The organism is uncultured Methanobrevibacter sp., assembly GCF_902770715.1.
Taxonomy (GTDB): domain Archaea; phylum Methanobacteriota; class Methanobacteria; order Methanobacteriales; family Methanobacteriaceae; genus Methanocatella.
This window is the reverse complement of the sequence record NZ_CACXTS010000005.1, coordinates 1-24,783: the sequence shown is the minus strand read 5'-3', so window position 1 is coordinate 24,783 and position 24,783 is coordinate 1. Positions and strand designations below refer to the sequence as shown.

Here is a 24,783-nt window from a genome sequence, read left to right as displayed (position 1 = left end):
ATTACACCTAATTTTCAAGTTCAGCTAATCTTTTTACTCTTTTTAAGGAATCAGGGTGAGTGGATAATATTTCCATGACCCCATTCTTTCTTGAAATTTTAACATCTGAATTCGCAAGTCTTCTTAACTCATCATCTGATATTTTTCCATCGCCGTCAAAGTCTATTTGTGAAAAATCATTAATATCATGTTTAGCGTTATTTATGTCATTGACAAAGAATGCACGATTTGTATTCAAATCGGAAATAGTCTGATCACTGCATCTTGCAGCACCATAGGATAGTTTATACAATGCAGACACCAATGCAGCAGGCCTGTTTCCAAATTCGACACTTGCCTCATCAGCATAATATTCCCTTATCCTTGAAATGAAGAGTACCAATAGCTGACCTACAAGATAAGCAACATATCCTAAAATTCCAATAATAATTGTTGCACCGTTGTCCCTGTCTCCTGAAAACATGAAGGACAATGCAATATAGTAACAGATCATTGGAATTACACTTACGACTGTAGTTACAATCATGTCATTATGTTGGATGTGACCCATTTCATGACCAAGTACCGCTCTTAATTCATCTCTATCAAGCAATCCTAAAATTGGACGGGTTATTGCAATATGGCCACTTCTTTTAGACCTTCCATATGCGAATGCATTAGGAATATTGACTTCGGATAATCCAACTTCAGGCTTTGGAATGCCAGCCGCATCAGCCAATTCCTGAACCATCTGATGGATGTGAGGAGCTTCAGCTTCTGACAATGGCCTTACATTCATAGAGCGTTTTACGAGTGATGGTCCGAACCAATACTGCAAAAATACGATTATTAAGCTTGCAGCAAACCAGATCATATAACCGCGAACGCCCAAATACCATCCTGCAGCCATGACAAGGGCATAAACAATTGTAAACATTAAAATTGATGTCAACCACATTCTTAGCTTAAGTTTCCATGTGCCTTTCATTATAAACACCTTAATTATATTTCATAAAACATTACTTATCAAATGCTCACTTTAATTATATATTAATTAGATTTCATACATTAATAAAAGTTAAGCAAAAAATAATTTAACAACATAATACATAAATGTTACTATAAAAAAATGGTGATTAAATGAGCGGACCATGGGTAGAAAAATATAGACCACAAAAATTAGAAGACATCGTAGGACAAAAGCAAATAGTAGCAAGATTACAGAAATATGTAGGCGAAGAAAGCATGCCTAACCTAATGTTTACAGGCCCTGCAGGTGTCGGTAAAACAACCACAGCCTTAGCACTAGTAAAATCCATTTTAGGAGAATACTGGAGACAAAACTTTTTAGAATTAAATGCCTCTGATGCAAGAGGAATTGATACAGTAAGAGACCGCATAAAGAATTTCTGTAGATTGAAACCTGTTGGCGCACCATTTAGAATAATATTCCTGGACGAAGTCGACAACATGACCAAAGATGCTCAACACGCACTTCGTCGTGAAATGGAAATGTATACAAAAACCGCTTCATTTATACTCTCATGTAATTATTCATCAAAAATTATTGACCCAATCCAATCAAGATGTGCAATATTTAGGTTTGCTCCGATTAAAGCTGAAGAGATTAAGGAACGTCTGCAATTCATCTGTGAAAATGAAGGATTTGAAACCACAGATGCTGGACTTGATACAATAGTCTACTTTGCTGAAGGAGATATGAGAAAAGCAGTGAACGTCCTTCAGGCCGCAGCATCAGAAGGAGAAGCAATAACAGAAGATGCAATTTATGAAGTTGTTTCAAAAGCCAAACCACAAGACATCGGGAACATGATAAATAAAGCACTTATGGGCGATTTCATGGCTGCCCGTAACATTTTAAGAGACACAATGGTTCTGCAGGGAACCAGTGGGGAAGACATGGTTACCCAAATTTATCAGGACGTTTCCAAAAGAGTCATTGAAGGAAAAATGGATGCCAACATTTACATGGACTTGATTGAAGCAATTGCCGAGTGCGATTTCAGAATAAGAGAGGGAGCCAATCCAAGAATACAGCTTGAAGCACTACTCACCCAATTCTTATAAGGTATAGAAATGTTATGGACTGATAAATATCGGCCGCAGGAACTTTCAGAAGTGGTCGGTAATAAAAAAGAGATTAAGATAATCACCGATTGGGTTAATGCTTGGAAATCCAATGACCCCCAAATACCGTTGCTTTTAGTTGGACCACCAGGCATTGGAAAAACAACACTGGCCCAAATCATTGCAAAAGAGTTTTCAGAATATATTGAGCTTAATGCCAGTGATAAACGTTCCCAAGATGTAATTAAAAGTACAATTGGAGAGTCATCATCATCCAGGTCTCTTTTTGGAGATGAATACAAATTGATAATTCTCGATGAAGTGGACGGCATTCACGGAACTAACGACCGTGGAGGAGTCAAAGCCATTGGTGAAATAATTAAAAGCTCAAAGCATCCCATGATTCTAATCGCTAATGATTTTTACTCAAAGAGATTGCAATCCATCAAACCAAAATGTCAAGTAATCAAAATGAAAAAATCCAGATGGAATTCCATTTCTGCACTTTTAAGGAAAATTGCACAAGCAGAAGGAGTTGAAGTGGAACCTGCCGCATTAAAGGAAATAGCTGTAAAATCTCAAGGAGACGTCAGGTCTGCAATCAATACCCTGCAGGCGCTAGCAGATAAAGACCATACCCTTAACGTTAGTGATGTCGAAGGCATGGTTACAAAGGATACACGTTCAGACATATTCAATGCAATTACAAGCGTGTTGAAAAGTAAAACCCCCGCTCATGTAAAAGAAGCGCTCTGGATTGAAGAGGATCCTACACTTGTCATGGAATACATTGCAGAAAACATTCCAAGGGAGTACAAGAAAAAAGATGAAATCAAAAAGGCTTACGATTACATTTCAAAGGCAGACATATTCTTCGGAAGGACAAATGTAAGCAGAAATTATGGTTACTGGAAGTATGCGACCGACTTTATGGGAATCGGAGTAAGCAACTCCAAACATGAAACCTATAAGAAATTTACAAAGATTCAAACTCCAACCATTTTCTCAACAATGAGCCGTAACAGAGGCAAAAGAAACTTAAGGGATGGAATTGCTGATAAGATGACTGAAAAGATGCATGTTTCAAGAGCAATAGCCATTTCAATGTTTCCTTATCTTGAAATCATGTTCAGAAACGACGAGCTTGCTTGGGAAATTTCCGACTTTTTAGAACTTGAAGATACTGAAATCAAACGATTCAGATCAAAAAAGATTCCTGCAAAAGTTGTCAAAAAAATGGAAAAACAAAAAGCTCAAATGAGAGTGGAAGAACGTGACAGACGTGCTGAAGAGCTAAAAAATCAAATGATGAATGTTATTCCTGAAGTTGAAGAGCCTAAAGAGGATGCACTGCCGTTTGAAATTCCTGGCATCGGCACAAGCAATGCTGAAGAGGAATCCGTTGAAGAAATAGAAAAGGAAACCATCGAAGAGCCACTTCCAGATTTAGACGAAGAAATCATTGAAGAAAAAGTGGAAGAAAAAGCTGAAGAGAAAAAAGAGAAAAAGAAAACTGACAAACAAGTTTCATTGTTCAGTTTCTAATTTATCTTGAATATATTCGGCCGCCTTTACAACATTTTCCTTATATTGAGGAGCTACATCTTCTAAAAATTCGCTGAAGGAGATGGCTAACTCATTTTTATTTTTATTTTCAAAAGTATCCTGGCCATCCATCTCTAAAAACGAATTAATCCAATCCAAAGGAACATTAATTAAGGGATAGATTTCATCTGACTTTTTGGAAAAATTCAAACCAACACCTGAAAAGATGCCTTCAAAAATATCATTAACCTGATCGTCTAAAATCAAAGGATTGACTTTCAAATCATGTTCTCCGTCATGAACCAACTTAACACCATATTTACGGGTGTATGGCTCCATGAGCAATTCAATGATAAAATTTTCTTCCGGCATTAAAATACGAGAATTAGGCTCAATTTCTAAAGCCAACTGCTTTGATGACTTGGAACAAATTTTTTGAAATAACTTATTTCTTACAACTTCAATTTCAGGATATTGTTTCATAAAGGTAGCTTCACGTGTTCTTGAAAATTTTGAAAATCTCAAATTGTTGATGTAAATCTTCTGTGGAGTATATGAAATAAAACGAGTATCTACTCCTATTATCTTTAAAAATTTAAGTACATCCCTTTTAGAATTTGAAAATTCTTCTTTTTCATCATTAAATCCTGAAATGTCAAACATTAAATCCATATTATCATTCTAAATTAAGCGTATCCTTTAAGGCCTTTTCCATCACATCAACTGGTGCATCCCTTCCAGTCCATATTTTAAAGCTCTCTGCTCCTTGATAAAGCAACATTTTAATTCCATAAACAGGATTTGCACCTGCTTTAATGGCTTCTTTTAAAAGTACAGTTTCATTAGGATTATAAACTGCATCAAATACAACCAAATCCTCATCCATATCTTCTGCAAAGGCAATTGGTTCATCGCTAATGTTAGGATGCATTCCGATTGGTGTTGTATCTACCAAAATATCCGCATCTTTCAAATAGTTGCGGATTTCGGAAATTGAATCTGCCTTAACTTCACCTATCAAACCGGATTGTGAAACATCAGCAGCCAAACCTTGGGCCTTTTCGACATTTCTATTTAAGATTGCCATAGATTCGGCACCATATTTTGCAAGATAAAATGAAATGGCCCTTGATGCACCCCCTGCACCTGCAACAACCACATTTTTATTTTTGATTGAAGTCACTTCCTCAATTGCTCTGACAGCTCCAATACCATCAGTGTTATATCCTTTTAAGTTTTTAAAGTCTATTGTATTTACGGCTCCAATCAAACCGGCAACTTCATCGATTTCGTTTAAAAACTTCATAACTTCAATCTTATGAGGAATTGTAACATTAAAACCCTTAATATTAAGAGATTTTGCACCTTCAATTGCTGTTTGCAAATCTGTGGGATTGACATCAAATGCAACATAAGCATAATCCATCCCCAATTCATCGAACGCAGCATTATGCATCGGCGGTGAAAAACTGTGTTCCACAGGATGACCAATCAATCCAACAATATTTGTACTACCTTTAATTTTCATATAATATCTTATTGATTAACAAAGATTATATAACTTTGCAGATACAAATTTTAATTATAATATATCTTATGAAAGGAGTATAAAAATGGAATTTACAAGACCAAGAGGTACAAGAGATTTCTTATTTGAAGAAATGAGAGAAAGAAAGCAAGCAGAAAGTACCTTAAGAAAAGTATTCGAAAGTTACGGTTATCAAGAGATTAAAACACCATTATTTGAAGAATTAAAATTATTTACAACAAAATCCGGAGACGAAATTGTAAATCAGTTATACAATTTTAAGGACAAATCCGACAGGGAATTGACATTGAGGCCTGAAATCACAGCCCCCGTTGCCAGATTATACTTGAACGAACTTGAAAAAACAGCAACAAAGCCAATAAAATTATATTACTACGGCAGCTGTTTCAGATACGAAAGACCTCAAAAGGGCAGATTCAGACAATTTTGGCAATTCGGTTGTGAATTAATCGGTGCAAAAACACCTCAAGGCGAAGCGGAAGTCATTGCATTGTGTACAGATGCAATCAACTCATTGGGCATTACAACTGCCGACGTCAACATCAACCACTTGGGAATCATCAGGGGCCTATTCGAGCATTTCAACATTTCAGTTGAAACCCAAAGTGAAATCATGGTCGTCATTGATAAAGGAGATAAGGACTTGCTTATCGAATCCTTAAGCGGAGATGAACCAATAATCGATGATGATGAATTGAATCAAATATTATTAAAGTTAATCGACCTTGTTGGAGACAAATCCATAATTTCAGATGTTGAAGAATTGATTGCACCTTATGAGGAACCAAAAGAATCCTTGGAGGAACTTAAAGAATTAATAAGCCTATTGGAAGCATTCCAAGTTGAAAATTATACCTTAAACTTAGGCGTTGCAAGAGGGCTTGACTACTATACCGGAATTGTTTTCGAAATCTACGTTCCGGAACTCGGTGCACAAAAGCAGATTTGTGGCGGAGGATCATACAGTCTGGTCAAACTCTTTGGAGGACAGGAAGTTGAATCAACCGGTTTTGCTCTAGGTTTTGATAGATTGATGAATGCAATTGAAGAACTAACAAAAAAAGAGGAGTTGCCTTCACACCTAGACGTCTATGTAGCTCCAATTTCCAAAGATGTCAGGGCTAAAGCATTTGAAATTACACAACTTTTAAGAAAAAACGGCTTTAAAACCGATGTCGATTTGAATGGTAAAAAATTCAAGAAATTAATGAATTATGCTGATAAAATCAAAGTTGAAAAAATAATCATTATCGGTGCTAATGACCTTGCGGAAGGCAAAGTTACCGTGAAAAATATGATTAGCGGTGATCAGAGTTTAGTTGATATCGACGACATTATTGAATATTTAAAAGAGGAATGAACATGGAAATCAACTTCAGACATGAAATCAATGGCGTTAAAGTCATAACAGCAATTGCACAGGATGCCGATACCAACCAGATATTGATGTTGGCCAACATGAACAAGGAAGCATTAATCAAAACAATTGAAACCGGCAAGGCTCATTATTGGAGCACATCAAGAAATCAGCTATGGTTAAAAGGTGAAAGTTCAGGACATTTCCAGGAAGTTCAGGAAATCCTTGTGGATTGCGATATGGATGCAATTATCTTAAAAATCAGACAAGAAGGTGCAGCTTGCCACGAAGGTTACTATTCATGCTTTTTTAGAAAATTAAACACTGATAATGATATAAATATTGAAGATTTAAAGGAAGAAGACTTAGAAGTCATTTTAGAAAGACTTGTAAACCCAGATGATGTGTATTAAAATGAAATGTATTATTCCAGATACCAGTGCAGTTATAATAGGTGCGGTAAGTGAATTGATTGAAAATTCCGATTTGGATTATCCGGAAATCATCGTGCCTGAAGCGGTTGTTTGTGAACTTGAACATCAAGCTAATGATAATAGGTCTGAAGGTAGAAGAGGATTGAAAGAACTCCAAAAACTACAAAAATTACAATATGAAGGAGAAATATCCGTTAGCTTTAAAGGAAGAAGGCCTACCAACTATGATATCAAATATGCAAAAAGCGGAGAAATAGACAGCATAATAAGAGACCTTGCAAGAAGCGAAATGGGAACCTTGCTAACAAACGATAAAGTTCAAGCGGAAACTGCAAAAGCTCAGGGAATCCCCGTTTACTATTACAAGCAGGAATACATTGAAAAACCACTTTCAATTGAAAGCTTCTTTGATGAAAATACAATGTCCATACATTTGAAGGAGAATGTTGTTCCAATGGCTAAAAAAGGAACCCCTGGACACATTGATTTTGAAATATTAAATGAAAAACGTTATTCCTACAAAGAACTTAAAGAGATTGTTGATGAAATCCTGGACAAGGCAAAAAGTGACCCTAAAACTTACTTGGAAAGTGAAAAAGAAGGTTCTTTCGTTGTTCAATCAAGAGAATATAGAATTTCAATTGCCTATCCTCCATTTTCAGAAGCTCTGGAAATTACAATAGTAAGGCCTGTAGCCAATATCAGTTTAGACGAATATCATTTATCTGAAAAATTATTGGACAGAATCAGAACCAGCGCAGAAGGAATATTGATTTCAGGATCTCCTGGAGCTGGAAAATCAACATTTGTACAGGCAATTGCAAAATATTACTCATCCAAATTAAACAAGGTTGTAAAGACAATGGAATCCCCAAGAGATTTGCAACTTCCAGATGAGATAACACAATATGCTCCTCTTGAAGGCAGCATGGAAAATACCGCTGATGTGCTATTGCTTGTAAGACCCGATTACACAATTTATGACGAACTTAGAAAAAACACTGACTTCAGCATCTTTGCAGACATGAGATTGGCTGGAGTCGGTATGATTGGAGTTGTACATGCAACCCGTCCGATTGATGCCATACAGAGAATCGCTTCCAGAGTGGAACTTGGAGTAATTCCTTCAATTGTAGATACAAGCATTTATATTGAAGATGGAAAAGTAACCAGCGTTTATGAAACCAAAATGACTGTTAAAGTTCCAACAGGAATGAAGGAAGCGGACCTTGCAAGACCCGTTATTGAAGTGAGGGACTTTGAAACAGGTGAGCTTAAAAATGAAATTTATACATATGGTGAGCAAACCATTGTTATGGATATGGATTTGGTCAACGGAAGCTCACAAGAAGATAATTACAAGTCATCTGTTGATAAAATTGCAGAAAAGGAAATTTTAAGAAAAATCAAAAAACTTCTTCCTAAAAAAGCTAAAGTTGAAGTGGAAGTGATTTCACCTGAAAGGGCAAATATCTACATCCCTGATGACTTTGTTCCAAAAATAATAGGTAAAAACGGGAAAAGAATTGCTGAAATCGAAGAAAGCATCGGAATAAGTCTCGGAGTTGAAGTCATTGAGGACAAACCAGTGAATAAAGCACCATTTGAAGTTGATATAGTTCATACTAAAAAGCAACTAATCCTTGATTTAGGAAAGGAAAATGGCGGCGGAAAGAACTTTGACATTTTCATTAATAATGATTATCTGCTTACAGCAACCACATCTAAAAAAGGTGAAATAAAAATTAAAAGAGGCATTGAACTGTCCGACATCATTATTGAAGCTATCGAAATGGGCTTGGCAATTACTGCCATACAAAAAATGTGATTATTATGAAAATCGGCGCATCCACACTTGCAGGAATTGAAACTACATTAGAGGAAACATTGGAATTCATTGAAAATTTAGGGATTGACTATGCGGAATTGGTGCATCAATTTCCATCAGAGAACATTGATGCTGACATATTGGAAAGTTACAACCTTAAATATTCCATTCATTCACCCTTTATGGACGTTAACATTGCAGCCCTTCAGGATAAAAGCAGATTAAATTCCCTTAAACAAATAAAAGACTCAATTAATCTTGCCAATAAGATTAACGTTGAAGCAGTTGTTATCCATCCAGGTTTAGCACCTTTTTTAGCCAACAAATACTTCTTAGATAAAGTCTATGAAAGGGCAAATAACTCAATTAAAGAGCTTGGAGAATACGGAAGGGATTTAGGCGTATTGGCAACAATTGAAAACATGCCTACTTTTGATGGAATGCTTTATAATAATATGGAAGATTTGCATAATCTTCTCACTTCCCTGGACATGTCAATGACACTAGACATAGGCCATGCCAATCATTCAGGCTATTCTCCAGACCAGATGATTTTTGATTCAATTAAACACATACATATCCACGATAATTTTGGTGATGAAGATGCACACCTTGCATTAGGTGAAGGCTCTATTGAATTAAAATATATCGTCAATAGTTTAGAAGAAAAAAATTATGATGGCATCTACATCATTGAAGTAAATGATTACGATTCTATCAAAAAAAGTTATGAATATATGAAAAAGAACTTCTAAAGAAGTCTTTTTTCCTTAATCTCTTTTTCGAAATACAAGTATTTTGAGTCAACTACCTTTCTAATATTTTCAGCAGTCTTTTTACCTATTCCCTCAACTTCCTGAAGCTCACTTTCACTTGCATTCAAAACTTTAGAAACAGATCCGAAATGAGTTAACAAGTTCTTAGCGTTAACAGGCCCAATATTCGGAAGTGATTCAACAATGAATAGCTGTTGCTCCATTAAGCTTACCGGTTTTTTATCAGTTCTTATTTGAATTGGTGTTCTTTCGCCGTTTTGCTCCCTGACTGCAATTCTCTTAATCATGGCTGCAGTATCCTGGGCATTTCTTGTTGGAATAATACTTATTCCAAAATCGATAGCGATAGAAGCGATTGAACCTCGAATAGCATTTGGATTGACCATTCCGCCATACAGGTCATCTCCCTCCAAAATCATCAATGGATGCTTAAATTCCTCAGACAATTCCTTAGCTTGTTTAAACAATCTTTTGTCGATTAATGAGTCAATGAAATCTTTTGTAGTTTTTCTTTCAATAGCCACCTCATCACTTACCTGGTAATCGGCAACGGCCATTGACCTAACCTTAACATCGATTTCCATTTCTGTCAAATGCCTAATTACTTTGGAATTTCCTTCACGTGAATCGGCATATACTATTGGAAAATTATTCTCTTTTTTGGGTTTTTCAATTATTTTAACCCTTTTTTCATTTTCCATCCTCTCAATTGCTGAAGCATTTAACTCCTCCAAGACATCAGGATCAATCAATTGATTTTTCATCCTGTCCTCTTTTCTGATAGATGAATAATAATAAGCCTCATCTCTTGTTCCATTTGTGATTAAAACTTTAACACGGCCTGTTCTTTTACGGCCGGTCCTTCCCCTACGTTGAATCATTCTAACTTCAGATGGAACAGGTTCATATAAAACCACCAAATCAACAGCAGGAATATCAATACCCTCTTCAGCTACACTGGTTGAAATCAATACATCATATTCTCCTTTCTTGAAGGATTTTATAATGGCCTTTTGTTGTTTTTGAGTTAAACCCTTTTCACCATCCTTTGGTGCCTGACCAAAGAATTTGGCTGATTTGATTCCTTCCTTCTCTAATTTTTGATGAATCATTTCAAGAGTATCACGATATTGGGTAAAAACCATTATTTTTGAAGATTTTTCATCGCTTTTATCATCGAATCTTGATGTTTTAAGCTTAGTTTGACCATCACTAGCACCCAATTCTTTTTTAATGATTTTAGTGATTTCCCTTAATTTAGGATGTTCCCAACCATGCTTTTCAGCCTCTTTCGCCATTTTAACAGCACGGCCAAAATTATCATCCCACATTAATGATTTTGCTGCCTTAGTCTTCTTTTTACGTAATCTTGCAACATATTTGTTGAAAGTTTGAATTCCTTGAGTTTCGATGAGCTCTTGAGCATGCTGAATGTTAATAACAGCACTCAATATTGAAATAGCCTGAAACAATTCCTTATCAGGATTTGTTGTTCTGGCAATTTCGCCTTGAACTCTTCCTCTTGCATTAAGAATATCCAATTTGTTGACTGAAACTGTTTTTATGACACCCATATTTTTTAAAGCCTTAAGCCTTACTTTAAGGGATTTGTCAACGTATTCCTTTATTTTTTCGAGTTCGGAACTCATTTTAACTCTAACCCATTGAATTTCAACCGGATTAAAGTAAGGTCTTACATCGGCATCATCTTCAGTTTTAACAACGATGTTTTGAATGTAGAGGTTTTCACAAACTTCCTTGATTTTGAACTTATCTGATCCCGGTGAAGCAGTTAATCCTAAAACCAGATTAAATTTAGATTCCTGCATATATCGGGATGCCAAATATACATAAGAATAAGATCCGACACCATGATGGCATTCATCAAAAACAATTAAAGAGACACTGCTCAAGTCATAGCGACCATTCAACAAGTCTGATTCGATTGTTTGAGGGGTTGCACAAATGATTCTTGATTCTTCCCATCGTTTGATTCTGTCGTCAGTTTTGACGGCACCTGTTATTGAGGTGCATGGAAGATTGATGAAATCTTTGAAACTAGCTTCATGTTGAATTGCCAATGGTTTTGAAGGAGCTAAAACTAGAACTTTTGAATTTTTAACCTTATACAACCTATCAGCAGCAACTAAAATAGCTACAATTGTTTTACCCAATGCTGTCGGTGCAACAACCATAGTATTTCCTTTCTTTAAAACATCCCCTGCAAGAACCTGTTGATATAACCTTGATTCAATTGCATTTTTTTTCAATAGAGGATGATCAATGTAACTAGTCATGATAAAAATTTTGTTTTTATATGTTTATAAATCTTTTAAGAGAGCATTTGAAAAGTAATATCTGAAAATCAGGAAAACAGTCCAAATCCATTCCACCATAGAACAATATAATAAGTGAAATGCATTATTGGAAAAATATTAAAAACATGCCCTCATAACTCAAAGATTATTGACTTGAATTTTGTAGCGGCCTCACCAATGGCTATAACCATCTTACAATCCAAATTCAAAGCCTTTTTTATTCCTTCCTTTACTTCCTCTTCAGAAGCGCCTAATGTGGAGGTCTTTTCAAAGTTTCCGACATAATTGAAAAATATTCTGTCGTTCAGTTTAGGATTATCCCTTAATTTTTCTGTAGCTATCTTTTGAGAGGCAGTTGATGCAGGCACAATAAATTTTGAAAATTTCAAAACACTATTGAAAATATCCAAATCTCCAGGATATCCTGATTCGGAAGAAACAGTTATGACAGTGGTAAAATCACCGAATAATTTTTTAAACTCTTTTAAAACAGTCTCTACACCTGCAGGATTATGAGCATAATCAACAAAAATGTCTTTGCCGTTGACTTCACCTACTTCCTCCATTCTTCCACCAACACCTGTGAAAGTAGCTATGGACTGCAATATTTTATCATAAGGCAAATCTAAAAATTCATGAGCCGCAATAATGACTCCAGTAACATTATAAACGTTGTGAAGTCCATCTATTCCCATTTTAACTGTCAATTTTTCAGTTGGAGTGTGCAGGTCGAAAGTCCTGTTTTTCAAATCAACGTTTGTTGCAATATAGTCAACTTGCGGAGTGGTCAGGCCGCATTTACAGAAGTAATAGCCGCAACCTGAGATGATTTCCTTAACAGCAATTTCATTGCCGCAAACACATTCCTTCATTCCTACAGAATCCGGAAGTTCATCAACACCGAAAGTAATGAGCTTTCCCTTAAAGTCAAGTTCTCTCAAAAGACCCATAATTGTTGGGTCATGCCCATTCACAATAAGTGTGCCGTCACCAATTTCCTTAATGAATTCTGCTTTTACGCTTGCATAATCCATAAAACTGCCCAAATCGTTTAAATGATCAGGAGTGATGTTTGTAATCAAACCCGCTGACATGGAAGTGTTTTTCACAACCCTTCCAACAGTTCCAGGAATACCGAATGTTCCAACTTCCAAAATTGCAACATCCCCATCCAATCTTGACTGTAAAATTGGAATGAATTCTGCATTTCCCTGCATGCCTTCCAAGTTATGCTCACAGGGTTTTATTCCATTATCATAAGCTATTTTTTTAAGTAAAGTTGTTGAAGTTGTTTTGCCGTTTGTACCGGTTATTCCAAATACCGGCTTTTCAGGCTGAATCATTTCAATTACATCATATAATTCCAAAATAGGCTTATCAATTTTCTTAAATAATTCTGAATCTTTAGATAGGCTAGCAGGAGGAATTATATAATCAGATTTTTTAAAGAACGCTTCAGGAGTTTTGCCGTAAAAAACATCAATATCATAACCCTCTAAGGCATTGGCAAATCTACAATCTTTTTTAAATGATAAATCAGTTCCAATAACATTGTATCCTCTTTCTTTTAGGATTCTTGCAATTAAATTTCCGTTTGCTCCGCAAACACCAATAACCCCAAAGGTTTTATTCCTATTCATATTTTTTACTTCCCTTTTCAAGTCCTTTCATAATTTTATCCACGGTAGTCAGCCTGTCATATGCGATAAGCGGCCCCATATGCAAAATTATGTCGCCAGGTTTTGAATATTTGAAAGTCAATTCGGCAGCCTTTTCGATTGTCTCAACAGGCACCTTTTCAATATTCGGATTTGTGATTGCATCCAAAATCTCCTGTGCCGCTTCCATTTCAACAGTTTGATTAACTTCGTTGAATCCGCTTGCAATTACAACTTTAATGTCATAATTGCTTACCAATTCACCGACTTCCGCCTTATCCCTTACAGATAATGTATCAAAATGATCTAAAAACAGTACAACACTTTCATCTTTAAAGTAATCGAGAGTTATTTTCATTCCATCATATAAAAATGCGGAATCAAGAATTACTTTCCTGCCATTGTAATCCCCAACGTCTTCCATGTGTGCCGGAAGGCCCTTGAATTCTGTCAGTGCATCTATAATGTCCTCTTCGGAGACACCGTATGTTAACGCTACAGCAGAAGCCGCAACAGAATTCTCGAAGAAATAACTCATCATGTAGAATGGTGTAGTGAATTCTCCATCTGCATAGTTAACAGTTAATGATTTATCGCCAACGCTTCCCTTGAAGTCAACGTCTTCATCCAATGCATAATAGAGCGCATCATCCCTGACTTTTTCAATGATGTCCCTGCATGAATTATTTGCTATAAATGTACTGCTCATAGCCTGCAAAACCAATTTACGTTGCTGATACAATTCAAGGGAGCCTCCAAACTCTGACAGGTGGTCTTCGGCAATATTAGTTAAAAGACCTATCTTGATATCAAGCCTATTCAAGAGGCCTATAGTACCATGAGGAAGCTCAAAAATAGCAATGTCACATTCATTTGCTTTGCCTGTGACGATTCCATCGATTATAGCTTCTGAAACCAGGTTGTTCACAAGAGATGAACAGGACCATACCTTATATCCTGCCTGTTTGAATAAGCTAGTTGTAATAAAAGTAGTGGTTGTTTTTCCCATGGTTCCGGTAATTCCTATTATGTCGACCGGAATCAAATCATTCACCATTTCGGAAAATTCTTCATTAGTCAATATCTTTAAGTCAGACTCTGCAATTTTTTGAGCTATTGGAGCGGAATCAGGTAATGTAGGAGGCATATAAACAGCATCAAAACCTTCAACAGAAGGATTTTTGTTTGCCATATCCAACTTGACGCCTTCCTTTTCCAATTGATTTAAACTTCTTTGAAATTCAATTTTAAATTCGGATTTATCTTTTAAATCAGTGATAACAACATCATGGCCTAAATGATTTAGTAGTCTTGCAACAGGCCTACTAGCATTTCCGGCACCAACAACTAAATAATTCATAAAGTCTTCCTCGCAATTTCTTAATTATAATATTAGAAGTTATGTAATTTAAAGTTTAATAAGAAAATAAGTATTTTAAAAAAAAGAATTGAAGAAAACTTATTCAAACTGAATAAGATTTTCTACATCATTATAAACAACATCAAGTCCGCACATTGACGGAACATAATTTGCTGCTTTTGCTGAATTTACACCGATTACCTCAAAGCCCATCTCTTCAATAGGGGCTACAACCATACAGGTGTCACATACAACATTTCCACCCGCCTTTTCAATGCTTTCTGTGTAACCCATCCTATCAGCGGTCGCTTTTACGCTGACTGATGTGCAAATCCATAATTTATTTTTAATAGTTTTACCTTGGACAATGTTAGCCACTTGTTTAATCTCTTCTAAAGATGCATGAGGACATCCTAAACAAATCAAATCAGGCTCTTTATCAGTAGTTGATAATTTTTGGCGAGTTTCGTTAATTTCCTTTTCGGAAATGAACATTATATCTTCAACTTCTTCCTTGCCGGCCATATCAAATTCAGGAGTAACATTTTCCATATGGTAAAGTGCAACCGAACCGGATGAAGCAAGTGCTGCACCTAAAGTTTTCAAATCATTGTTATTTGGAGTGTTTTCCAATACAAAATAAGGAACTCCTCCACCAACAACCTTACCGATTATATAACCTAATGCACCGAAATCAGCACCGGACAATTCACAATTAACATTAACAACCAAATTAGCTCTCCTATTATTTTCCAAGTGGAATCCATATAATGGAGTTTTACCAACAATGGCTGCCGCTAGTGCTGCAGGCCCTCCTTCACGATTAGTTCTAGCACCAATTACTGAATTGACAAATGCAACAGCAGATGATTCTGACCATGAAACATGATCTCTGAATCTTGGAACATTACCTACCAAGTAAGGGGTGCAAGTGCATGTCTTGGAAATACCGAGATTTGCATAAGCATCGACAATCTGATTTTGCTTTATTGCAAACTCTTCCGGAAAACCCAATTCCTTCCAGTTATCCAAATCTGTTCCAGGTGGATTTAAAGAAGCATTAATGGTAGCTTTACCGGAACCATCCTTAGCCAAATCTTGCAAATATTCCAAACCGGCGTCTCCAATAGTTTTATAAGAGACTCCTGATACCTGTGCAGAAGTTATGTCAACCAATTTAGAAGCACCATAGATATCCCCTAATGCAACTAGGATATCCATACTTTTTCTGATGGTTTCTCCGAACTCCCCATCACACATTTGTTCTTCTTTTTTTGTTAAAAACATATTAATCATTTGATAATTGATATTCGACCATTTCATCAACTAAATGCAAGAAATTGTCTTTACTTTCATATGGAATCATAGCACCTGCAGCAATGTCGTGACCGCCGCCAGTGCCTCCAAAATTATTTGATGAATCCTGCAAGGCCTTTCCTAAATTAACACCTTTGGCAACCATGTCACGTGTGGTTCTGCCAGAGATTTTAATATCCTTATGAAGTCTTGAAAGTCCTAAAACAGGTTTTGAATCATCCAACAATTCAACAGATAAACCAATACTTGCAATAGTGCCCATTACAGATTTCAATACTTTGTCTTCGGAATAAAGATATTGTATGCTGTTAAGTTGCACAGCGCCTTCCTTTTTAACCCATTGCAAACCTTTTACAATTTGGTCCCTGTATTGGCGTTGCAATCTTAAAGCCGCATCAAGAGCCTGGTCACGTTCGCCGAGCGCGATACTTAAACCAAGACCTTGTTTCTTATTCTTACCACAAGCATCAAGTATATAGGAATACTCTTCTAAATCACGAAGCAATGGCACTTCTTTTGGAACAGTATAACAATCACCGAAAATATCCGGATTAATAGAAACAAGAGCATCTTTCAACAAGTCTTTTTCTTCATCTTCCATGTCGGTGAATTTGATACCATAAGACAAGTTCATGCGCTCTAAAAATTCACGAGCCCCATCCAAGTCTCCACTAATTTTCGGAAGAGGGGGTGAAAAAGTGTAAGCAAGAGATTTAAAAATTGGTTCTGATGCTTTTGAAACAATCTTTAAACCTTCATGAACTTCCAAAGCTCCACTTTCTAAAGCATCGTCAAGTATTAATTTATTGACACCAGTAAAGCCATCCTGCCCCTGCATATCACCGAATGCACCGATCAAAGCAAAATAAGCCAAATGCTTTTTATCAAGTTCGCGAATAGCCAAATAGCTTGAACCTGCACCGCATAAATCTTTACTTCCATCAATTCCAAACAAGTGAGGATTAAGATGGACAACATTGCTTTCGGATTCGGTGTCATCTACCTGATGGTGATCTGCAACAATAACATCATGTTTATAGGTATTGAACTCCTTAATGAAAGGACTGCCCATATCAGAAAATATGAATAAGTCATATTTCTCACTTCTGAGCTGATTTACAATATCCTCTTTAAGACGTGGAATAATTGTAGTGTGGAATTGAACATTTTCCTCAGCCAAAGCATTCGCTATTACTGCTGCCGCTGATATTCCATCAGCATCGTTATGAGAAATTATTCTTATAACACTATCCTTTTCGATATGCTCCTTAAGCATATCAGTAGCTTCGCTAGCTCTATTTAACAAGGAGTGCTGCTTCTCTTGGATTATATCTCCATCCTTCTGGTAATTTACCTTCACTTACATAGTAAGATGCTAATCTTCTGATTCTGGATTCAATGATAGTTAAACCTCTTTTAGAGTGTAAATCTTTAGGATTTTCTTCTAAGTGGTCTCTGATGTTAACTGCTCTTTTGATTAAGTTTAATAAGTCTTCTGGGTATTCTCCAGCTTGACCGTTTCTTTGTAAGATTTGAGTGATTCTTTCACCAGTTACATCTTTAACAGATGGAATTCCATATTGGTCTCTTAAGATAATACCTATTTCGGAAGTACTTTTACCTTCTCTGTTAAATTTTAAAATCATCTCTTCAATTTCTTCATCACTATAAGTTACCCATTCTGGTCTTGCCATAATATAAACCTCTTTAAATTTTTTAAATCTTAAATAAGCCCAATTAAGTATTAATTAGAAAAACAATGCTACTCTTGAGAAGAATACCATTCAATAAATTTTTCTAAAGAATTTTTTCTATGTGAAAATTGGTTTTTTTCATCAGTTGTAAGTTCGCCGAAAGTCTTACCTAGACTAGGAACATAAAAAAGCGGATCAAAAGCAAATCCTAAATCTCCTCTTTCTTCAACTGCGATTTCTCCTGACACCTTGCCTAAAAAGATCTTGGGCTCAGAATTGGGGGCACAGTACCCAATAACTGACCTGAATTCGGCATAACGGTCATCAGTATCGGTTAATAACTTTAAAATTCCCTGATTTCCTATTGTATCTTGAACATAATGAGAATAGGTTCCAGGAAAGCCATTTAAAGCTTTAATGAATAAACCAGCATCTTCCACAATCACAGGTTTCTCAAGTTTACGACAAGCATATTTTGCGCCTGACAAGGCCACTTCCTCAAGAGTTCCTTGAGGCTCTTCGTAACCTAAATCAATATGCTCTAGTTTAATGTCATAATCTTTGAAAATATTCTCTGCTTCTTTAACTTTATGTTCGTTACCAGTTATAAATGTTATCATATTTTTAATTATGAATTCATTTTTTTATATAGTTAATCCAAAAAATTAGTGAGTATATCTTCCGCGTGATTCGATGTCTGATATTTTATTAACCATATCCCGCCTTCCATAACCCTTTAAAACACAGTCAAAGTACTTTACCGCCAAATTGTAATCAATGCTTTGCAAAGACTTTTTCAAAACAAGCAAATCAACAGCTTTGTCCTCATCCAATGGTGAATATCTTCCAAGGCCAAAATCTATGAAAACCAACTTATCATCCTGAAGCATTATATTTGAGGTTGTAATGTCTCCATGGATAATATCCGCAGAGTGAAGCTTTGCAATTTCCTCACCGATTCTAAAGGCCAAATCCTCATTGATGATGTCCTTGACCATCTGACCGTCAATCTCTTCCATCAGAATAGATTTTTCCTGCAAGTTAATATCATACAGCACAGGGGTCTTAACGCCTGCACGTTTTGCATCAGACAATAATTTTGCCTCTTCTTTTGTTCTTGCCTTCCTGATTTTATCATCAATTTCAGAAATCCTATATCCTTTAGGAATTCTATCTTTCAGGACGGCTTTTTCACCCAAATAGCTGCTTTTGACAATATTTGACTCAGCACCTTTCGCTATAAACTCATCGCTTAATTTCAAGTAAGTCTTTGTATTGTCAATCCATGGAATGTCGACCTCATCAGTTCTGAATCTTTGAATGATTTCAGTTTCGGAGAATTCCATTGGCCCGAATTCCCTACACATCAAAAGGCCCAGCCATGCAATCATCACACCATTATCACCGCAAAGCTTCATTTCAGGCATGTAAAATTTAGCGCCATGCTCTTCTGACATTGTCTTGAGCATTTCTCTTAACCTGGAGTTAGCTGAAACTCCCCCGCACAACATGACTTCATCCTTCTGAGTATGTGACAGTGCACGTTCTGTCACTTCAACAAGCATTGAAAAGGCAGTTTCCTGAAGTGAAAAGCAAATATCTTCCATAGGAGTTCCTTTTTTTGCTTCCCTCAAGGCTGCAGAAAGCAAACCTGAAAATGAAAAATCCATACCCTTTACAACATATGGCAAATCAATATATGAACCTTGTTTGGCCAATTTTTCAATGACGGGTCCTCCAGGATGGCCCAAGCCGGTTTCACGACCGAAATGATCAAGGCAATTTCCAATAGCTATGTCTAAAGTTTCACCAAAAATTCTGTATCTTCCACTTTCATAAGCTATTACCTGGCTGTTTCCACCGCTCACATAAAGGGATACTGGATTGACTGCACCGGTATCAAGTTTTCCAACTTCAACATGTCCAATACAATGATTAACACCAATTATCGGCTTTTTAAGTGATAATGCCAAGCTTCTTGCTGAAGTTGCAACAATCCTTAAAGCCGGACCTAATCCTGGCCCTTGTGAAAATGAAATCAAATCAATGTCATCATAGGAAAGACCTGACTGCTCAATAGCTTCAGGAATTAATTTAGGAATCCATTCGGCATGATGTTCAGCCGCAATTCTAGGATGAATACCCCCTTCTTCGGGAAATAGCTGCTTTCCAGTCATAGCCAAGATATTTCCATCACTGTCGACAATGCCTACACCAGTCTTTTCTGCTGTGCCCTCAATTCCTAAACTTATCAAAATAATCAACCAAAAAATTTAATTAATTAGTATATTACTTTTAAAAATATAAAAATATTTTTTAAATTTAAAAAACAAAAAGTAAAATATGGGATTTTATAGTGCTAACACCCCCGAACAGAAGAGGGTAAAAAAACTAACAGGCGACATTAACATAAGCGACATGTTTAAAAATGAATGTAAAACCCGTGGAATACCAATTTATAATGCTTACAATATTCAAAAAAGATTACTCCACGAGGTAGAGCAAGAAGAGCTTCATGGCGTTAAAGAAGTGGATGACAGATTAATGGAATTACTTGACGAGAGAGGAAAAAATAAGGTTACACACAGATACGTTGACTTCATATCCAATGAGGACAGCGCTTCAAAAGGGGTCATACCTCCAAGGTCAGATGAAAAAACATCACTTCCTCCAAAAGAACAAATCAAGATTCCGCCAAGAGCAAGGGACGGGCAGGAATTCTACAGGGATGACGAATTGCCTGAAATCGAAATGCTCAAAAAAATCATGCTCCAAAATAAAAAGATTATCAACCAAAACAAGATTATTATTGATTTATTAAAAAAACAAGGTGAAAATAATGATTGATGGAATAAAAACATATGGATCAACTGAATTAACTGAAAAGCTACAGGAATGTGAAGATCCAGTATTCATACTTACAATTGGAACAACTGATACTTCATTGATAGAAGGCATCTCCGGAGCCGGACCTACAGCAGAATTAACAGTATACACACCAGCATCAGATGCTGAATTCATGGTATTGGGTGAAGTTAGATGTTGTGAAGCGCCAGCGGAAACAGTGGTTGGTGATGCCGCTGCACCAACACCTGCAAGACTTACAAAAGCAGCACTTCAAGTCGCAAACATCCCATTTGTCATAGTTGATGCAGGTTCCAAAATTAAACCAGATATCGAATATTATAATTTAGGAAAAGAATATGGAAGAGACATAAGAACTGGAAAAGGCGTTTTGAATCCATTGGAAATATTTGAAAACGGGAAAGAATTGGGAGCTACATTATCCCAAAGACATGAAATGCTTATCATAGGTGAAAGTATAGCTGCAGGAACTACAACTGCATTAGGCGTGTTAAAAGCACTGGGCTACGAAGCTAATGAAAAAGTTAGTGGAAGCATGCCACATAACCCTCATGATTTAAAATCAAATACTGTAAATGAAGGATTGGAAAAAGCGGGAATCAAACCTGGTGAAGCGGATGCAATGCAAGCAATCGGTGCAGTAGGAGACCCTACAATTCCTGCAATTGCCGGAATGGTATTGGGTTCCGATATCCCAATTATTTTAGCGGGCGGAACACAAATGGCCGCAACCTGTGCAGTAATCAAATCCATCCAACCTACATTTGACTTTTCAAGAATCAACTTAGCAACTACAGTATTTGTTGCAGCTGATGAAACAGCAGACCTCTTTGGAATATTGGATCAAATTGACGACAACATTACCGTTAACGTAGTGGATCCAAGATTTGAAGAATCCGAACATGAAGGATTGAAAAATTACTTAAAAGGATTTGTTAAAGAAGGTGCCGGTGCCGGAGGAGCAATGTACACTGCACTTGTTTTAGGAAATTCTGTAGAAAAATTAAGAAAAAGAATAGAAAAAGTATGTAAATAGAGATTTTAATCTCTATTATTTTTTAATTTTAAAATATATGAGCTATTGAGCCCATAAACACCACGATACCAACTACCCAACAATAATAAGCAAAGATATCTAAACTCTTGTTTTGAATTAAATCCAACATCCATTTAATAGCGAAATAACCTGCAATAATTGATGCAATAAAACCTAAAAATATAGGCAAGAAGTTAGCATCCATAGCAGAGCCAATATCCTTTAACTTAAATACAAATGCTCCAAAAATCGCTGGAATGGATAGTATGAAACTGAATTTAGCTGCAAATTCTTTATCGAGCCCAGCCACCAAACCGGCTGAAATGGTAGTACCTGAACGTGAGAGTCCTGGCAATACTGCACATGCCTGACCTAATCCCATGAACAAAGCTTCTTTTTTAGTAATGTTATGTAAATTAATATTTCCACCAGGCATTCTTTGAGACAAGTAGAGAATGGTTCCTGTTACAAATAAAAAGAATGCAGGAACATAAAGTGCACCGGCAAACAATGCATCAACTGAATCTTCAAATAATACCCCAACGATACCTACAGGAATTGTAGCTAAAATTACATACCAAGCAAGCCTCTTATATGGGTCATCACGGAAACCTTGCATAAATCTGCCTTGCAGGAAATCACCAATGCTTAACCACCATGATTTAAGCATTTTAATAATATCCCATCTAAAGTACCATAAAACTGCAATCAAAGTTCCCAAATGAAGAAAAACGTCGAAAGCTAAAGAGCTTTCAACATTTAAAATGTTATGAGCAAAAACTAAATGTGCTGAACTGCTAACCGGCAAAAATTCGGTTAACCCTTGAACAACACCGATAATTATTGCTTGAATTATATTCATTTTTTACACCGCTTAGATGTATGATAACCATCCGTATTTGTCTTCCACTTTAGCCTCTACGATATCAAAGAAAGTAGATTGTAATTGTTCGGAGATAGGTCCTCTTCTACCGATACCGATTGTTCTGTGGTCAATTGAACGGATTGGAGTTACTTCAGCTGCGGTTCCTGTGAAGAATACTTCATCAGCAGCATATAATCTTTCTCTTGAAATGACCTCTTCAACCACTTCGTAACCTAAGTCACGTGCAACAGTCATGATAGAATCTCTGGTGATTCCTTTGAGGTTGGAAGATGACATTGCAGGAGTGAATAGTTTTTCACCTTCAACAAGGAATATGTTTTCTCCACTACCTTCAGAAACATGTCCTTCATAATCGAGCATAATAGCTTCGTCATATCCGTTGTCAATAGCTTCAAGTTTTGCTAATTGGGAGTTCATGTAATTTGCACCACATTTAGCAAGAGCAGGGAAAGTGTCAGGTGCTGGTTTTCTCCATGAGGAAACACCGATATCTACACCATTTGCCATTCCTTCTTCTCCTAAATATGATCCCCATTCCCAAGCAGCAATTGCCACATTAACAGGACATCCTAAAGGATTAACTCCTAATTCTCCATATCCTCTAAATACGATAGGGCGTATGTAACATGCGCCTAAATCATTTACACGAAGGGTTTCTAAAATAGCTTCTTCAATCTCTTCTTGTGTAAACGGAATGTCAATTTTATAAATTTTTGCAGAATCAAATAAACGTTGTACATGCTCTTTTAAACGAAATACAGCCACACCATTTTCGTTTTCATACGCACGAATACCTTCAAAAACACTTGTTCCATAGTGGACAACATGAGAAAGTACTGAAATATTTGCATCTTTCCATTCGACAAATTCTCCGTCCATCCAAACTTTAGTTTCTTTATCGTCCCATGCCATTTTATCACTTCATATTTTTGTGATAAAATATATGTTTTTTATATATATTAAAGTTACTTTGTTCAATTATAGCAATAATGCAAAAATATATATAATAGTAAATTCATAATATTGTTTGTTGGTTCCGTGGTCTAGTGGTATGATACCTCCCTTACAAGGAGGGGATCACGAGTTCGAATCTCGTCGGAACCACTAATTCTTATTTTAAATATTTTTTATCAGTTTTAGTCTACTTTTTCATAATTTTAATAGTAATTATATGCACTAATTTTGGCTTATCTAACATAATTTTTACTCAAAAAATATTCAAAAAAATAGTTAATCGTATACAATTTTTTGATTAAATTTAATTATGAACAACCTTCGCTGAAATAATTAATACAACAATTAAAAATCTTAAATAATAAAACTTAAATAGTTTCTTAATTAAAATTATAACTATCGAAAAAGGAGACTAAATTATGGTAGTAAAAATTGCTATTATTAAAAGTGGTAATATTGGTACTTCACCAGTAATTGACCTATTGTTAGACGAAAGAGCAGACAGACCAAATATCGATGTAAGAACTTTTGGATCTGGAGCAAAAATGAACCCTGAACAAGTAGAAGACGTCGTGCCTAAAATAGACGCTTTCGAACCTGACTTCGCAATCTTCATTAGCCCAAACCCAGGAGCACCTGGACCAGCTAAAGCAAGAGAATTATTATCTGAAAAAGATGTTCCTGCTATTATCATTGGTGACGCACCTGGTAAAGGTAAGAAAGATGAAATGGACGAACAAGGTTTAGGATACATCATCGTAATGTCTGACCCAATGATTGGTGCAAAAAGAGAATGGTTAGACCCAACTGAAATGGCTATCTTCAACTCCGACATCTTAAAAGTATTAGCTGAAACCGGAGCATTAAGATTAGTCCAAAAAACTATCGACGCTGTAATTGCTCAAGCTGACGCAGGCGAAGAAATCGAATTACCTAAACTCATCATTACTGCTGAAAAAGCTGCAGAAGCTGGTGGATTCGCAAACCCATACGCAAAAGCAAAAGCTATTGCTGCATACGAAATGGCTGGATCCGTTGCAAACTTAGACATGAAAGGTTGTTTCATGACCAAAGGTTTCGAAAACTTCATCCCATTAGTAGCTGCTGCTCACGAAATTGCTGCATGTGCTGCTAAATTA

General features: G+C 36.2%; 22 protein-coding genes and 1 tRNA gene. 10 read left to right on the top strand and 13 right to left on the bottom strand.

From position 1 onward, the window contains the following. Positions 1-7 precede the first annotated feature (7 nt). A complete protein-coding gene (locus QZU81_RS02285; protein WP_292852284.1) occupies positions 8-967 on the bottom strand; it encodes a zinc metalloprotease HtpX in 960 nt (319 codons plus the stop codon). A gap of 152 nt (positions 968-1,119) precedes the next feature. Here QZU81_RS02285 and QZU81_RS02280 point away from each other — a divergent pair, with 152 nt between their 5' ends. Together QZU81_RS02280 and QZU81_RS02275 are read left to right on the top strand one after the other, a co-directional pair. Next, the gene (locus QZU81_RS02280) at positions 1,120-2,067 is read left to right on the top strand and encodes a replication factor C small subunit (RefSeq protein ID WP_292828681.1); all 948 of its coding nucleotides are present in this window, start codon (positions 1,120-1,122) and stop codon (positions 2,065-2,067) included. 9 nt (positions 2,068-2,076) lie between these two features. Continuing rightward, on the top strand, positions 2,077-3,612 hold the full coding sequence (locus QZU81_RS02275; RefSeq protein WP_295589220.1) for a replication factor C large subunit: 1,536 nt from the start codon (positions 2,077-2,079) through the stop codon (positions 3,610-3,612). On the opposite strand, the gene QZU81_RS02270 is transcribed toward QZU81_RS02275, so the two are convergent. Continuing rightward, positions 3,595-4,284, bottom strand: coding sequence for an ATPase (locus QZU81_RS02270; RefSeq protein ID WP_295589219.1), 690 nt, complete (start codon positions 4,282-4,284; stop codon positions 3,595-3,597). The two genes, QZU81_RS02275 and QZU81_RS02270, sit on opposite strands and share 18 nt — an antisense overlap. Before the next feature lie 4 nt (positions 4,285-4,288). Next, the gene (locus QZU81_RS02265; RefSeq protein ID WP_295589218.1) at positions 4,289-5,140 is read right to left on the bottom strand and encodes a shikimate dehydrogenase; all 852 of its coding nucleotides are present in this window, start codon (positions 5,138-5,140) and stop codon (positions 4,289-4,291) included. A gap of 85 nt (positions 5,141-5,225) precedes the next feature. Here QZU81_RS02265 and hisS point away from each other — a divergent pair, with 85 nt between their 5' ends. The 4 genes from hisS to QZU81_RS02245 are packed head-to-tail and all read left to right on the top strand — an operon-like array spanning position 5,226 to position 9,535. Further along, positions 5,226-6,521, top strand: a complete 1,296-nt coding sequence (hisS, locus tag QZU81_RS02260; protein WP_295589216.1) for a histidine--tRNA ligase — start codon at positions 5,226-5,228, stop codon at positions 6,519-6,521. A gap of 2 nt (positions 6,522-6,523) precedes the next feature. After that, a complete protein-coding gene (hisI, locus tag QZU81_RS02255) occupies positions 6,524-6,931 on the top strand; it encodes a phosphoribosyl-AMP cyclohydrolase (RefSeq protein WP_292828695.1) in 408 nt (135 codons plus the stop codon). A gap of 1 nt (position 6,932) precedes the next feature. After that, complete coding sequence (locus tag QZU81_RS02250; protein ID WP_292828697.1) at positions 6,933-8,780, top strand: PINc/VapC family ATPase; 1,848 nt, start codon at positions 6,933-6,935, stop codon at positions 8,778-8,780. Between the two features lie 5 nt (positions 8,781-8,785). Next, on the top strand, positions 8,786-9,535 hold the full coding sequence (locus tag QZU81_RS02245) for a sugar phosphate isomerase/epimerase (protein ID WP_295589215.1): 750 nt from the start codon (positions 8,786-8,788) through the stop codon (positions 9,533-9,535). Here the strand turns inward: QZU81_RS02245 and QZU81_RS02240 are convergent. The 8 genes from QZU81_RS02240 to QZU81_RS02205 form a co-directional block, all read right to left on the bottom strand. Next, a complete protein-coding gene (locus QZU81_RS02240) occupies positions 9,532-11,853 on the bottom strand; it encodes a DEAD/DEAH box helicase (RefSeq protein ID WP_295589214.1) in 2,322 nt (773 codons plus the stop codon). The genes QZU81_RS02245 and QZU81_RS02240 overlap by 4 nt on opposite strands. 152 nt (positions 11,854-12,005) lie before the next feature. Then, entirely contained in the window at positions 12,006-13,514 is a 1,509-nt protein-coding gene (locus tag QZU81_RS02235) for a Mur ligase family protein (protein WP_295589213.1), read from the bottom strand. Continuing rightward, positions 13,507-14,892 (bottom strand): Mur ligase family protein, encoded by a 1,386-nt coding sequence (locus tag QZU81_RS02230; protein ID WP_295589211.1) that lies wholly within the window; start codon positions 14,890-14,892, stop codon positions 13,507-13,509. The genes QZU81_RS02235 and QZU81_RS02230 overlap by 8 nt, the downstream gene beginning before the upstream one ends. Positions 14,893-14,991: 99 nt before the next feature. Then, positions 14,992-16,179, bottom strand: coding sequence for an aconitase X catalytic domain-containing protein (locus tag QZU81_RS02225; protein ID WP_292828710.1), 1,188 nt, complete (start codon positions 16,177-16,179; stop codon positions 14,992-14,994). Position 16,180: 1 nt separating this feature from the next. Beyond that, the gene (locus QZU81_RS02220; RefSeq protein WP_292828713.1) at positions 16,181-17,515 is read right to left on the bottom strand and encodes a DHH family phosphoesterase; all 1,335 of its coding nucleotides are present in this window, start codon (positions 17,513-17,515) and stop codon (positions 16,181-16,183) included. Further along, positions 17,505-17,903: a 30S ribosomal protein S15 gene (locus QZU81_RS02215; RefSeq protein ID WP_292828716.1), complete on the bottom strand. Its 399-nt coding sequence runs from the start codon at positions 17,901-17,903 to the stop codon at positions 17,505-17,507. Before QZU81_RS02215 ends, QZU81_RS02220 begins: the two co-directional genes overlap by 11 nt. 68 nt (positions 17,904-17,971) lie before the next feature. Next, a complete protein-coding gene (locus tag QZU81_RS02210; protein WP_292828719.1) occupies positions 17,972-18,523 on the bottom strand; it encodes an XTP/dITP diphosphatase in 552 nt (183 codons plus the stop codon). Positions 18,524-18,568: 45 nt separating this feature from the next. Beyond that, positions 18,569-20,167: a bifunctional N(6)-L-threonylcarbamoyladenine synthase/serine/threonine protein kinase gene (locus QZU81_RS02205; protein WP_295589208.1), complete on the bottom strand. Its 1,599-nt coding sequence runs from the start codon at positions 20,165-20,167 to the stop codon at positions 18,569-18,571. A gap of 79 nt (positions 20,168-20,246) precedes the next feature. Between QZU81_RS02205 and QZU81_RS02200 the strand changes: the two genes are divergently transcribed. Both QZU81_RS02200 and cobT read left to right on the top strand, forming a co-directional pair. Continuing rightward, positions 20,247-20,750: a hypothetical protein gene (locus tag QZU81_RS02200; RefSeq protein ID WP_292828725.1), complete on the top strand. Its 504-nt coding sequence runs from the start codon at positions 20,247-20,249 to the stop codon at positions 20,748-20,750. Beyond that, a complete protein-coding gene (gene cobT, locus QZU81_RS02195; protein WP_292852320.1) occupies positions 20,743-21,804 on the top strand; it encodes a nicotinate mononucleotide-dependent phosphoribosyltransferase CobT in 1,062 nt (353 codons plus the stop codon). The genes QZU81_RS02200 and cobT overlap by 8 nt, the downstream gene beginning before the upstream one ends. 28 nt (positions 21,805-21,832) lie before the next feature. Here cobT and uppP read toward each other — a convergent pair whose 3' ends face one another. Together uppP and QZU81_RS02185 are read right to left on the bottom strand one after the other, a co-directional pair. Next, positions 21,833-22,666, bottom strand: coding sequence for an undecaprenyl-diphosphatase UppP (gene uppP, locus QZU81_RS02190; protein WP_295589207.1), 834 nt, complete (start codon positions 22,664-22,666; stop codon positions 21,833-21,835). A gap of 12 nt (positions 22,667-22,678) precedes the next feature. Further along, on the bottom strand, positions 22,679-23,602 hold the full coding sequence (locus QZU81_RS02185) for a branched-chain amino acid transaminase (RefSeq protein ID WP_292852326.1): 924 nt from the start codon (positions 23,600-23,602) through the stop codon (positions 22,679-22,681). Positions 23,603-23,722: 120 nt separating this feature from the next. On the opposite strand from QZU81_RS02185, the gene QZU81_RS02180 reads away from it, so the two are divergent. Beyond that, positions 23,723-23,794: transfer RNA gene (locus QZU81_RS02180), tRNA-Val, on the top strand. Between the two features lie 269 nt (positions 23,795-24,063). After that, positions 24,064-24,783: F420-dependent methylenetetrahydromethanopterin dehydrogenase (locus tag QZU81_RS02175; protein ID WP_295589206.1), on the top strand; the 720-nt coding region annotated here is incomplete at its 3' end.